The 12,338-nt window shown below is 39.4% G+C and carries 13 protein-coding genes and 1 pseudogene; 4 read left to right on the top strand and 10 right to left on the bottom strand.

Annotated elements, in window-relative coordinates; genetic code table 11:
• The first annotated feature begins 160 nt into the window (after positions 1-160).
• From ADICYQ_RS21370 to ADICYQ_RS21380, 3 genes are read left to right on the top strand one after another with little or no spacing between them, the layout of a single operon-like run.
• A complete protein-coding gene (locus ADICYQ_RS21370; protein WP_020891932.1) occupies positions 161-2,404 on the top strand; it encodes a ligand-binding sensor domain-containing protein in 2,244 nt (747 codons plus the stop codon).
• A 1-nt stretch (position 2,405) separates the two neighbouring features.
• Positions 2,406-3,218: an HpcH/HpaI aldolase family protein gene (locus ADICYQ_RS21375; protein ID WP_020891933.1), complete on the top strand. Its 813-nt coding sequence runs from the start codon at positions 2,406-2,408 to the stop codon at positions 3,216-3,218.
• A 33-nt stretch (positions 3,219-3,251) separates the two neighbouring features.
• Positions 3,252-4,061, top strand: coding sequence for an N-acetylmuramic acid 6-phosphate etherase (locus ADICYQ_RS21380; protein WP_040417496.1), 810 nt, complete (start codon positions 3,252-3,254; stop codon positions 4,059-4,061).
• Positions 4,062-4,146: 85 nt separating this feature from the next.
• Here the strand turns inward: ADICYQ_RS21380 and atpC are convergent, their stop codons facing one another.
• From atpC to ADICYQ_RS21395, 3 genes are all read right to left on the bottom strand, one after another.
• Entirely contained in the window at positions 4,147-4,392 is a 246-nt protein-coding gene (atpC, locus tag ADICYQ_RS21385; protein WP_020891935.1) for an ATP synthase F1 subunit epsilon, read from the bottom strand.
• Positions 4,393-4,444: 52 nt separating this feature from the next.
• Positions 4,445-5,947: a F0F1 ATP synthase subunit beta gene (atpD, locus tag ADICYQ_RS21390; RefSeq protein ID WP_020891936.1), complete on the bottom strand. Its 1,503-nt coding sequence runs from the start codon at positions 5,945-5,947 to the stop codon at positions 4,445-4,447.
• Between the two features lie 171 nt (positions 5,948-6,118).
• Positions 6,119-6,601, bottom strand: coding sequence for a C40 family peptidase (locus ADICYQ_RS21395; protein WP_020891937.1), 483 nt, complete (start codon positions 6,599-6,601; stop codon positions 6,119-6,121).
• 267 nt (positions 6,602-6,868) lie between these two features.
• On the opposite strand from ADICYQ_RS21395, the gene ADICYQ_RS21400 reads away from it, so the two are divergent.
• Complete coding sequence (locus tag ADICYQ_RS21400) at positions 6,869-7,114, top strand: hypothetical protein (protein ID WP_020891938.1); 246 nt, start codon at positions 6,869-6,871, stop codon at positions 7,112-7,114.
• A gap of 59 nt (positions 7,115-7,173) precedes the next feature.
• Here the strand turns inward: ADICYQ_RS21400 and coaE are convergent, their stop codons facing one another.
• From coaE to ADICYQ_RS21430, 7 genes and pseudogenes are all read right to left on the bottom strand, one after another.
• A complete protein-coding gene (gene coaE / locus ADICYQ_RS21405) occupies positions 7,174-7,731 on the bottom strand; it encodes a dephospho-CoA kinase (RefSeq protein WP_316929331.1) in 558 nt (185 codons plus the stop codon).
• Positions 7,724-8,629: a YbbR-like domain-containing protein gene (locus tag ADICYQ_RS21410; RefSeq protein ID WP_235114841.1), complete on the bottom strand. Its 906-nt coding sequence runs from the start codon at positions 8,627-8,629 to the stop codon at positions 7,724-7,726. The genes coaE and ADICYQ_RS21410 overlap by 8 nt, the downstream gene beginning before the upstream one ends.
• A 74-nt stretch (positions 8,630-8,703) precedes the next feature.
• Positions 8,704-9,023 (bottom strand): annotated as a pseudogene (gene yajC / locus ADICYQ_RS26910) (preprotein translocase subunit YajC).
• A 2-nt stretch (positions 9,024-9,025) separates the two neighbouring features.
• The gene (locus tag ADICYQ_RS21415) at positions 9,026-9,571 is read right to left on the bottom strand and encodes a DUF1573 domain-containing protein (protein ID WP_040417504.1); all 546 of its coding nucleotides are present in this window, start codon (positions 9,569-9,571) and stop codon (positions 9,026-9,028) included.
• Positions 9,572-9,585: 14 nt separating this feature from the next.
• Entirely contained in the window at positions 9,586-9,894 is a 309-nt protein-coding gene (locus ADICYQ_RS21420) for a YtxH domain-containing protein (protein ID WP_020891943.1), read from the bottom strand.
• 9 nt (positions 9,895-9,903) lie between these two features.
• Entirely contained in the window at positions 9,904-11,088 is a 1,185-nt protein-coding gene (gene nusB, locus ADICYQ_RS21425) for a transcription antitermination factor NusB (RefSeq protein WP_040417507.1), read from the bottom strand.
• A gap of 147 nt (positions 11,089-11,235) precedes the next feature.
• Positions 11,236-12,336: a Glu/Leu/Phe/Val family dehydrogenase gene (locus ADICYQ_RS21430; RefSeq protein ID WP_020891945.1), complete on the bottom strand. Its 1,101-nt coding sequence runs from the start codon at positions 12,334-12,336 to the stop codon at positions 11,236-11,238.
• Between the last annotated feature and the right edge of the window lie 2 nt (positions 12,337-12,338).

Genomic DNA, 12,338 nt, shown 5'->3' on the forward strand with positions numbered 1-12,338 from the left:
CAAAGCGGACAAATTCATTTATTGCCTAATTTTTACAGATTATTTAAACGTGCATCGGATAAATCCGAAGAGTGGTTGATTTAAAAATCAACTTTAACAAAGTCCTTTGGATAGGAGGATCGTTTCATCAGTCTATTATTATCAACCATATTATTTTACAATGAAATACTTACAGTCAAAGCTTCTTATTCTTGTTGGGGTGCTTTTGGGTTTGACAGAAGTTCAGGCGCAACAGCTGCCTTCAAGCAGTAAAAGGACGCACCAGGATGTTCCTTTTGTGCAGGAATATAGCATCAAATATTATTCAGATGAGCAGTCATCAGGCCTGGAAAAGGTTTATGCTGACAGAAATGGTACCGTCCAGATTTTAGGATCAAAAGGGCTATATAGAACCCATGCAGGAGCTTTCTTGTACCCTGGTAGCTTTACGCCAGACAAGACCTACCTGGCCATGAAAGATAAAAACGTTGTTAGTATTGCCACTGTGGAGGATCAGTTTGTTTACCTGGATGACAAAGCGGTATTTAGCAATGCTTGGGCAGGAAGCCTTTACTTAAAGCATGAGCTTCCGGGAGCCGTTCATTTTGCCCATGGAGAAGATTTCACTTTTTTGGTCTCTGATGGAAGCAATATTCACCTTGTAAACCAGGAAGGGGTTGTTTATAAAGGAAAGATCAGTGGATCACCTGTAATAGGGATTTCTTATGACATGGCTACAGGCAGGTATTTGCTTCTGGCAGAGAATAAGGTAATGGCCTTTTCAGCAGCCAGTAAAAAACTTCAGACCCTTACCGAAGGTTCAGGCTTTACCAGTTTTGTGGTTAGGGAAGGAAAGAACAAGCTTGCGGTAGCTACTACAGATGGCTATTTCGAATGGGACCTTCTTGCAGATAAAAAGGTTGGCGCAAAAAACAATGCTTTGCCTTGGCCATCCTTGACCAGCTTAACCGAAATCAATGGATTACTTTGGTTTGGTTCTGAGAGAGGTGCATTTATGCAAAAAGAAGATGGTGGTTTTAACTACTACTATGGAGAAAGATGGTTGCCAGGTGACAAAGTGCTTCATATTAGTCAAAAGAATGAGGACGAAGTATTGGTCTTGACAGACAAAGGTCTGGGGAAACTGGTATTTATGTCACAGACTTTGGCAGAGAAGGCTGCTTATTATGGTGAACAAGTAAGAGAACGTCATATCCGTCATGGGTTCAATTCGACATTGACAAGTATGGAAAAAGGCAATATGGACACAGGCAGACTGGCTGATTCAGACAATGATGGACTTTGGACTTCCATGTATTTGGGTGGAGAGGCATTTCGCTATGCTGCCACAGGATCTGCTGATGCTTTGCAGAATGTAAAGGAATCGTTGGATGCTTTAGAAAGACTTTACACCATCAATCCTGTTAAAGGTTTTCCTTCCAGGTCTTTCTTTAGAAGTGGGTATATAGAAAAATTGGCTGATCCGGACAGGTGGCAACATGCCTCTGACAAAGAGTGGGATTGGAAAGCTACAACGAGTAGTGACGAAGTGATTGGTCATGTTTTTGTTTTTGCAGTAATTGCGGAATTGGTTGACAATGAAGCGTTGCGCAAGCAAGCAATAGGTCTATTGGATCAACTTATGACACATATTGTAGAAAATGATTGGTACCTGATAGATTATGATGGAAAACACACCACTTGGGGCAGGTGGAATCCTGAATATGTAAATGGATTCCCTACCATGGTGGGTGACAGGAAGTTAAATTCTTCCAACATCATCGCCATGTTGCAGACGGCCTACCATTTTACTGGTAAGGAAGTATATAAAAAGGAAGCCTACATGTTGATGGAAAAGCATGGGTACTTAGAAAACCTTATGCGTCCAATGGAAGTAATAGGCAAAGCACAAGAAGGAAGTGATGATTGGGCAGCCATGTTGTCTGAATCCTGGAATCACTCTGATGATGAGATGTATTTTATGGGGTATTGGGGTTTGTACCGCTATGCCTTTACGGATGAATTGAAAGAGAAGTACAGACTTGCGATCCAGGATCACTGGGAGTCAGAGCGGCCTGAAAAGGATGGACTTTGGAATATTTTTGGCGCCTTGGTTGATAGGGAAAACTTTGACTTGGAGGAAGCTGTATGGTACCTTCAAGAGCATCCTCTTGATATGATCAGTTGGAATACCGCCAATAGCCACAGAAAAGACATCAAGTTATTGGAACAGAATTTTAGAGAACAAACTACGGATGTGGTACTGCCTCCTGATGAATTGATGATACGCCGGCACAATGGAAACAGGTTCACCTTGGACGGAGGAAATGGTGGCGGCCAGGAATATAGTGCGGGAGATATATGGCTTTTGCCTTATTGGATGGGTAGGTATCTTGGCGTAATCAGTGACCCACTGACCAAATAGAATGAGCTTTCAAAATAAAATTCAATCCGGAGAATTAGTTGTTGGTACTTGTGTTACCTCAAATAATCCTTTGTGGCCAAAAACATTAGCATCCTCCGGATTGGATTTTGTATTTATTGATACTGAGCACATCTCTCTTTCCCGAAAAGACCTTGCGGAAATGTGTCAAACTTATGCGGGAAGAGGGATTATTCCCATTGTAAGGGTTTATAAGGCAGACCATCACCTCATTTGTCAAGCCATAGATGCAGGAGCTGTTGGCGTAGTTATTCCTTATGTGGAATCTGTCAGCGAGGTTCAGGATTTAATTGGTGCTACTAAATACAGGCCTTTAAAAGGGGAGAAGTTAAACCAGTACCTGGAAGGTAAAGAAAAGGTGCCAGTAGCATTGAAGAACTACCTTGACAAATACAATACAGGTCAATTGAGCATTGTAAACATTGAAAGTGTACCTGCTATAGATAAGCTGGAAGAATTGTTGTCTATTCCAGGACTTGATGGGGTGTTTATTGGTCCTCACGATTTATCTGTAAGCATGGGTATTCCTGAAGCGTACGATCACCCTGAATTTGTAAATTCAGTAAGGGAAATTATCAAGACAAGTAGAAAATTTGGCTTAGCTGTAGGGATTCATTTTTCCGAAGCCATAGAAAGGCAAATTTTCTGGATAAAGGAAGGCGTAAATATGGTGGTACATAGTTCGGATTTTGCTTTATTTACACAAAGATTAAATTCAGACCTTGATCAAGTAAGACAGATCTCCGGATCCGATATCATTGACAATTCAAAACCCGGAAACTGCCCAACAATTTGAAATTTTCTTAAGAACTTTTAAAATAGATTTATAATGACAAAAATTACTGAGCAGCCTTCTTTGTATCGGCATTTAGAAAAGATGTCTGTAGCGGAATTGACCGCAAATATCAATAAAGAAGATAAAAAAGTAGCCCTGGCCATAGAAGAGGTCTTGCCCAAAATCAACTTAATGATACAATCCATTGTCGATAAGCTTGAAAATGGAGGGAGACTATTTTACGTAGGTGCTGGTAGTGGAGGAAGACTTTCTGTGCTGGATGCAATAGAACTTCCCACTACTTATGGCATCCCAAAAGGGAAAGTAAATGTCATTCTAGCAGGAGGAGTTGACCATTTGATTGAGGCAAGGGAAGAAAAAGAAGACGATCCGGATGCTGCATGGGAAGCTTTGCTTGGCTATGAGGTTTCGGATAAAGATTTTGTTTTGGGAATTTCCGCAAGTGGTACCACACCATTCGTTTTAGGCGCTTTGAAAACTTGCAGAGATAAGGGAATACTTACTGGTTGTATTGTGAGCAATCCTGAATCGCCTATTGCTGCGAATGCAGACCATCCAATAGAAGTGTTGACTGGGCCGGAATTTGTATCAGGAAGTACCAGAATGAAGTGTGGCACTGCTCAAAAAATGATTTTTGATATGCTTTCCACCACCTGTATGATCAGGATGGGTAGGGTAGAAGACAATAAAATGGTCAACGTCTTACTTATCAATGATAAGATTGTAGACAGAAGTGTGAAAATGTTAATGGAAAGAGCTGGGCTGACTGATTATGATAAAGCCAAAGCACTTTTGATGGACAAAGGATCTGTGAAAGTGGCCCTTGATTCCTTAGGGAAATAAGATTACCAGGTTTTTTACCTGAAAAATAAAAAGGGTTCTGAAAATTTAATTTCAGAACCCTTTTATGTTTTGCGAAAGAAGTAGCTTAATTCACTACCTTTTCTGCCAACACAATAATTTTATTGTCATTAACCTCTACTACTCCACCATCTACTATCAATGACTTCTGTCCTTCAGTAGTAGTGTAAGAAACAGCACCTTTTACAAGGGCTGAGATTATAGCAGCGTGGTTTTTCAATACTTGAAAGGAACCATCGGCTCCAGGAAAGGTAGCCTCAGAAACTTCTCCTTCAAATACTTTTTGGTCCGGTGTAATGATCTCTAAATGCATGATATATTTTATTAGAGGGTAATACTTGACGTATTACCCTAATAAAGTGCTATTATTTAACTTCTGCCAACAATTTTTCACCTTTGGCAATGGCATCTTCAATACCACCTACTAAGTTGAATGCTGCTTCAGGCAAGTGATCCAATTCTCCATCCATGATCATGTTGAAGCCTTTGATAGTATCTTTGATATCTACCAATACTCCTTTAAGACCTGTAAACTGTTCAGCTACGTGGAAAGGTTGAGAAAGGAAACGTTGTACCCTTCTAGCGCGGTGTACTACCCTTTTGTCTTCTTCAGAAAGTTCTTCCATACCCAAGATAGCAATGATATCCTGAAGTTCTTTGTAACGCTGAAGTAGTTCTTTAATATTGGTAGCACAATTGTAGTGCTCGTCACCAACTACAGAAGGCTCAAGAATTCTGGAGTTAGAATCCAAAGGATCTACTGCTGGATAAATTCCTAGTTCTGCAATTTTTCTTGAAAGTACGGTTTGTGCATCCAAGTGAGCAAAGGTTGTTGCTGGTGCTGGATCTGTTAAATCATCAGCAGGCACATATACGGCCTGTACAGAAGTAATTGATCCATTTTTTGTAGAGGTAATTCGCTCTTGCATAGCACCCATTTCGGTAGCTAGCGTAGGCTGGTAACCCACAGCTGAAGGCATCCTTCCCAAAAGGGCTGATACTTCAGAGCCTGCTTGTGTAAAACGGAAGATATTGTCAATAAAGAATAGGATATCTTTACCAGCTCCATCACCTTCACCGTCTCTGTAATACTCTGCTAGTGTTAATCCAGTCAAAGCTACTCTTGCACGGGCTCCAGGAGGTTCGTTCATTTGTCCGAAGACGAATGTGGCTTTGGAATCTTTTAGTTTTTCCATATCCACTTTAGATAAATCCCAACCGCCTTCTTTTTCAAGAGACTCAACGAAATCATCACCATAGGTTACGATTCCTGATTCGATCATTTCTCTGAGCAAATCATTTCCTTCTCTGGTTCTCTCACCAACTCCTGCAAATACAGAAAGGCCTGAGTATGCTTTAGCAATATTGTTGATCAGTTCTTGAATAAGTACTGTTTTACCAACACCTGCTCCTCCAAACAAACCAATTTTACCACCCTTTGCATATGGCTCGATCAAATCGATTACCTTAATTCCTGTATACAATACTTCCGTAGAAGTAGACAGGTCTTCAAATTTCGGTGCAGACCTATGTATAGGTAGCCTGTTATTAGACTCAGGTTGAGGTAATCCATCAATGGCTTCTCCTACCACGTTAAATAACCTTCCTTTGATATTGTCGCCGGTGGGAACTGATATTGGGCTACCAAGGTCTCTGACCTCCATACCTCTTACCATCCCTTCAGAAGAGTCCATCGCAATGGTTCTTACCCTGTCCTCTCCTAGGTGTTGTTGAACTTCAAGAATAACCTTTTGGCCATTCTCTTTTGTGATTTCAAGTGCATCAAGGATATTTGGCAGGGTACTCCCCTCAAAGGAAACATCCACAACAGGACCAATTACCTGAGTTATCTTACCAGTATTCGCCATTGTTATATTTTAAGATCTATTGGAACAATACTTTTTAATTCGAGTGCAAAATTAGTTAATATTGCTGAATACCAAAGGATGTTTTAAAAATTAATGCACTTTGATACAAATTTTTATAGCACTATATATTTAATTAAAGATTTTCACCCTTTTTTGCCCTCTTTTGACTTGCTAAAAAATTCTTCTGGCCCTTACCCATCTCTTTGACCAGTACTTTGATTGCAAGTTGTCTTCCGTAACCCCCAACGAAGTGGAGGCATGAATGAAATAAGTTTTACCCATTCGTTTTTCCAAGACGATACCCGCATGCGTCACCTTGTTTCTTCTGCGGCCGGTTGCAAAAAAGACTACATCACCTTTTTTTAATTTTGCTTTAGTGACTTTCTTACCAATTTTGCTTTGCGCTGCTGATACACGAGGCAAGGTTACACCCACACTTTTGAACGAAAGGTAAACCAATGCCGAACAATCCATGCCTGAACGGGTATTCCCTCCATACCTATAAGGAGTGCCTTGATAGGATTTAGCTGTATTGACTACCTGTTGAATGTTTTGCTGCCTTACTTTTCTGGTAGAAGAACAAGAGCTACTGAAAAGGAGTAATAAACTAAAAATTAAAAGTAAAAAGACGCTGTTCTTTTGATGCTTAATCATAAATGAGATCTGTTATTTCGTTCCTTACATTATTGGAGCTTTGTCAAGATATCTCTTACCTTGGTTTATCGAGCGATTTCAAAACTCATGGACTTAATTGCCGTTTAAAAACGGTAAGTTAGTTTAATTCAGTCAAATTACTTTGCCAGAAGGATGCTATTTTTGAATAAATTATTTACTTTTAATCATTAGTGGAGGGTAAATCTCTCCAAATATTTACCCTTTTACCCAAAAGCCTACTACAAAACCACTTCAACATAGCAATCGATGAGTAAAGAGGACTTTAGCAGGCTTAGCATACAAAAGAAAACGCAGAAATTGTATACTGAAGGTACATTCGTTGTTGCTATTCGGTATTATACGCATAAAGTAAACCTTTACCTTTTAGGAGAGGAATACATTGAAGTTTTTTATAACCACAAACAGGACCGAATTGATAAAATTGATTTTTTGAATCACAGGCATTCAAGAATGAAATTCTACCTGGATCAGATAAGCCTTAGCGAAATTTAATTAAATAGCTCAGTGACCATTGCGCATCAACTGCGAATGGATTTTTAATACCTGCGGAATCACGAGAGCTGATTCATCGTTGGAAATAATATAACTAGCGAGCTTGTTTTTTCTTCATCTGTCAGCTGCTTTTTTATAATTTGCTTGATTTGCTCCGTACTACGTTTAGGATCTCTTGATTTTATCCTTTCTATTCTTATCTTTTCCGAGGCAGTTACGTGTATCGTGTAGTCCAATGCTTTGTAGGAGCCCGTTTCAAACAATAATGCGGCTTCCTTTAGGACATACTTTGAATGTTGGCCTAAGGCCCAGGATTTGAAATCTTCACCGACGGCAGGATGTACCAGGCTGTTTATTAGGGCTGTTTTATCAGGATCAGAAAAAACGATATCTGCCAGGTATTGGCGATTAAGTTGGCCATCTTCAAAGTATGCTGAAGCACCAAACTTTTCAATAATCAATGTTTTTAAGGGAGGATGATTGGTCATAAGCCACTTGGCTCGGTCATCCGCGTTGTATATTGGAATGTTGAGGAGGGAAAAAACTTTGCAAATTAGGGTTTTACCAGCCCCAATGCCCCCACTTATCCCAACCAATAATGGACTAGTCTTACTCATAGATCAAATCAAAACTATCAGGAGAGAAGGTTATGTCCCTAAGGAAAGAGCGATTTACATTTAAGGAAACAGCAATAGAACTGTCTTCTCTATTTCTGTTATTGTAATTGAGGATAGCTGAAAGATTAAGGTCCTCAAGGTCATTTTGTTTCCTTTCGTCTACTAAAAACTGAAGGGTTACGCTGTTAACATCTCCTTCAATGTTTACATTGGCGGGAAAATATAATTTTTTCACCTCCAATTTTAATGTTTTTTCTATGAAAGCAACCACTTGAAAACTTATCTGAACCGTTTCTTCATCCAGGGTTAAGAAATCCCTTTTAGTTTTGTCCAGTTCAAGAGGAAGTAATTTTGAATAGTGGTTTTTGATATTGTTTTCGCCAAGCTGAACGAGCAATTTTCCCTCAAGTTGCTCTATGACAGAAATAGGGCCTTTTACAGTGACAAATTCTGGATCCATTGTAATAGGAGATGCAAAATCGTAATTTTCGGCCAAGGTATTGGCCAAGGTGTCTGGTATAATTTGGATCTTCTTTGAAACAATTTTATCAATACTGAAAAACAAAGTATCCTGAACAATACGTACCAGATTTGTTGATGAAATATGCTCGGACATTTGCTGAGCTATTTCAGCGGTTATTAAGTAAGGTTGGTGAGAAGGGTCATCCAGGTTTATTTCTAATGGGTCTTGGCTAACGCCCAGGTATTTTTTCAAAAGATCCCAACCATTCCCGTTGATTTCTATCTTGACCTCGTTTGGAAGCCCTTCCACTGCCATGTACTCTTCCTCATCAAATTGAATAGAGACGGGTTGATTGACGATAGTGGTGTAGTTGTCCTTGTTTAAGGCATTCAGCAACCAAAAGGTGGTAGCCGTGACAACGCACAGGACTACCACCTTCAAATTGGAAGTTTTATCAGGTCTAAATTTCCGGAAATAATTACTGAGTGTACTCAAGTGTGTACGGAAAATTATTTTTCAGTTGATAATTTTTTAGTATAATCGAGAGATAATGCAGATTTTTCAACCCTTATTTTCACTCCTTTGTCCAAGTCGATGGTTACTATGTCACCCTCTACGGAATATACTTTTCCATGGATGCCACCTACTGTTACTACTTGTTCTCCCTTTTTTATATCAGAGATAAACTTGGCAGTATCTTTTTGTTTTTTTGTTGGGGTCTGATCATAAAGAAATACATGATCAGGATGATACTACCAAAAAGGAAAACTTGACCCATGATACCACTACCCATGGCACTGTCTATTTGAAGCAATAATGAATTGTGCATTTTTATCGTTTTACTGGACCTGCTGAAGGCGCTGTTGATGTTCCTGTTGATCTATTAACTTCTCCTTTTAATCTTAACCTTGATACACTAGGATTAGTGTTTGCTTGAATAGTAACGGTTGGGCTTTGAACACCAGATTTTCCTCTAGAGTTAAATACTACCTTTACAAAACCTTCATCGCCTGGTTTTACAGGAGTTTTAGACCATTCTGGACTTGTACATCCACAAGAAGCTTGAATATTGGAAATAATCAAAGGTGCCTGACCTTCATTTTTGAATTTGAAAATATGCTCAACAACTTCGCCTTCATTAATGGCACCAAAGTCAAAGATTTCATCTTCGAAAGCAAATGCTCCAACTGTAGCTGGATCAGCAGGTTGTACATTTTGTGCACTTGAAGGTGTCACCACTTGATTTTGCTCTAGTTGGGAAATTTTTTGCTCCAATTCCTGGATCTTATCATTGTCCCCACTTCCTTTTTCACTACAGGCTACTGCCATAATCAGTGTTAAGCCCAATAGCCACACCGAAAGATTAGAATACTTCATAAATAAAACTGTTTTTAATTTTTATTGTTGTCGTTGTTGATTTGGTCAATAAGTTTATTGACATCATTTAGCAAATTTTCTGCTTTGGATTTTGCCTCTGTGATGACCTTATCTCCTTCAGATCTGGCAATATTGTCCGGTAGATGTTTTTCATCTATCAGTTCATTGATCAGGTCTTCCAGCTCATTGCGGTATTTTGCTAGTCTGTAGGATAATTTATCTCTAGTATTATTTCCGGCATCAGGTGCAAAAAGCACCCCTAGAGTAGCACCCAAACTTGCCCCTAAAGCAAATGCGAATAATGAATTACCTTTTTTACCCATTTTGTGTTTTTATTTATTATCTATAAGCCCTCTACCACTCTTACGTATTTTTCCGTTTTCGGTTAGTTCTTTTGACAATGTATCTAAAAGTCCGTTCACAAATTGCTTACTTTTCGGAGTACTATACGTTTTGGAAATATCAATATATTCATTTATGGACACTTTGGTAGGGATACTTGAGAAGTTTACCATTTCTGATAAAGCCATTATAAGTATTACCCTGTCTGTTAAAGCGATCCTTTCTACATCCCAGTTTTTTGTGGTATTGGCAATTAACTCACTGTATTCCTTTTCTGAGGCAACGGTAAAGTTATAAATATCCTGAAAGAATTCTTTGTCCTCTTCCCAGTTTATTGCCAATTCCGGAAGGATCTCATCTGCTTCATCTTCAGAGCCTGTAAGGTTTTTTATAACCTTTGAAGACAAACTCTTAACAATCGATTTGTTTTCTGACCAATTCAAATCTCTGTCCTGAAAGAAGCTTAAAGGAGCCCCTAGCTTAAAAATGATCTTTTTAATGATAACCTGTAAAATTTCTTTATCCTCCTCGAAACTCGGATTTTCAATGGTCATGTATTTCTGGTAATCCTCGTGAGGCTTAACCAGTTCTCTGTACCATTCTTTTATCTCCAGCTCCAATTCTTCTATGTCTACATCAAATCTAAGACAATCTTTTTTGAAAGAATGGTTTTGCTCTATAATCAACAAGGCCTTATTTGAACCAAGATTATAGGCTGCAGGAAGAGTGATTGCAGGTTGGTCCTCAAGTTTTCTCTTTTTTAATTTTTCCTTTCGAACATGTTCCCCAAATGCTACCAACATACTTATCGCAAACAAATACAAACCAGGAATGTTTTCCACGGCGGTCAACATATTTGTTCGTAAAAATTCCTTGTCCTTTTTATTGTTTGAATTATAAAATGCAAGGGCCTTTACCGCTGTTTCTTTTACCTTTTCATTGTCGCTTTTTTCCAATGAAAGTTGTGCTTGATCTCTGTTTTTGATAAAAACCTGAATACAACGCTCTGCTTCTTTTTTAAGGAAACTCTTGTCTTGTACCTCCATAGAATTAAGATCTGGTAGAAAGGCTTCTTTTATTAAGTCTTGTGCCAGATTTGCATTGGACAGTTTGCACTGGTGAAAAGCATACAACGTTTGAAATGCTTTTACTCTGAGGATTCTCCTATTTAACATTAACTGAAATTAAAGAACGTGATAAGTGGTATATGACAAGTAGGGCAGAAGCAGCCTTTCCTCGCCGAAACTAAATTTTCTGCAAATTAGTAAATGTACCTGCAAAGGACAAATATTTGATCTCACATGCTGTAAAAAACACGGATCCTACCATGACATTTTCAATTGCCCGATATCTTTTATCCTTTTTAGGGCTTTTTGAAGCGCCGCTTCATGAGGAGATATTCCCTCGGAAGTAGCCAAATCAAATACAGCTAGACAAGTGTCATATATTTTTTCGGCCTTTTCTATCGCTAGAGACTTCTTGTAATTTCCCTGATATTCCTGATAGACATTTATTAAACCACCAGCATTAATGAGAAAGTCAGGGGCGTAGAGTATTCCATGCTCCATTAGCATTCTGGCATGTACTTGTTCGTTGTCCAATTGATTGTTGGCTGCACCAGCTACTATATCACATGTCAATACGGGGATGGTCTGGTCATTGAGCTGACCTCCCATTGCGCAAGGGGCGAAGATATCCATCGGAATGTCCTGAATCGAAGCTGCTGAGACGACTTTTGCACCTGTCGATGCGGCCACCTTAGCCACTCTATTCGCATTGATATCGGCCACCATTAGTATTGCATCCTCTTTGCTTAAATGTTCTGCCAGGTGTTTGCCTACTTGACCGGCGCCTTGGATCAGGATTCTTTTTCCTTTTAGTGAATCACTGCCATAAGCTTTTTTTGCAGCTGCTTTCATGCCTAAGTAGGTACCGTAGGCCGTTACAGGGGACGGATCTCCACCTCCTCCTTTGCTTTCAGGTAATCCTGTCACATGCTTTGTTTCCATGGCAATGTATTCCATGTCCGCAGTTTGGGTGTTCATGTCTTCGGCGGTGATGTACCGGCCTCCTAAACTTTCAATAAACCGACCAAACCTCCTTAGATAAGCCTCTGTTTTTAAAGAAGGGTCTCCTATCAAGACGGCTTTTCCACCGCCAATATTCAACCCTGATATAGATGCTTTAAAGGTCATTCCCCTGGAAAGCCGCAACACATCTTTAATCGCATCTGCTTCATTGGTATAATGCCACATTCTGGTTCCACCAAGTGAAGGACCCAGTACTGTGTTATGTATAGCAATTATGGCTTTTAGACCGGTTGGTTTGTCATAGCAAATAACTAACTGCTCATGCTCCATTTCCTCCATCTGGGCATAGATTTCATTTATCTTCGGTTTTTCCTCCGTTTTGATTGCCGCCATTG

Source organism: Cyclobacterium qasimii M12-11B (assembly GCF_000427295.1).
Taxonomy (GTDB): Bacteria; Bacteroidota; Bacteroidia; order Cytophagales; family Cyclobacteriaceae; genus Cyclobacterium; species Cyclobacterium qasimii.

Coding starts and splice junctions, on each gene's coding strand:
- ADICYQ_RS21370 (WP_020891932.1), top strand. CDS start 161: ATGAAATACTTACAGTCAAAGCTTCTTATTCTTGTTGGGGTGCTTTTG.
- ADICYQ_RS21375 (WP_020891933.1), top strand. CDS start 2,406: ATGAGCTTTCAAAATAAAATTCAATCCGGAGAATTAGTTGTTGGTACT.
- ADICYQ_RS21380 (WP_040417496.1), top strand. CDS start 3,252: ATGACAAAAATTACTGAGCAGCCTTCTTTGTATCGGCATTTAGAAAAG.
- atpC (WP_020891935.1), bottom strand. CDS start 4,392: ATGCATTTAGAGATCATTACACCGGACCAAAAAGTATTTGAAGGAGAA.
- atpD (WP_020891936.1), bottom strand. CDS start 5,947: ATGGCGAATACTGGTAAGATAACTCAGGTAATTGGTCCTGTTGTGGAT.
- ADICYQ_RS21395 (WP_020891937.1), bottom strand. CDS start 6,601: ATGATTAAGCATCAAAAGAACAGCGTCTTTTTACTTTTAATTTTTAGT.
- ADICYQ_RS21400 (WP_020891938.1), top strand. CDS start 6,869: ATGAGTAAAGAGGACTTTAGCAGGCTTAGCATACAAAAGAAAACGCAG.
- coaE (WP_316929331.1), bottom strand. CDS start 7,731: ATGAGTAAGACTAGTCCATTATTGGTTGGGATAAGTGGGGGCATTGGG.
- ADICYQ_RS21415 (WP_040417504.1), bottom strand. CDS start 9,571: ATGAAGTATTCTAATCTTTCGGTGTGGCTATTGGGCTTAACACTGATT.
- ADICYQ_RS21420 (WP_020891943.1), bottom strand. CDS start 9,894: ATGGGTAAAAAAGGTAATTCATTATTCGCATTTGCTTTAGGGGCAAGT.
- nusB (WP_040417507.1), bottom strand. CDS start 11,088: ATGTTAAATAGGAGAATCCTCAGAGTAAAAGCATTTCAAACGTTGTAT.
- ADICYQ_RS21430 (WP_020891945.1), bottom strand. CDS start 12,336: ATGGCGGCAATCAAAACGGAGGAAAAACCGAAGATAAATGAAATCTAT.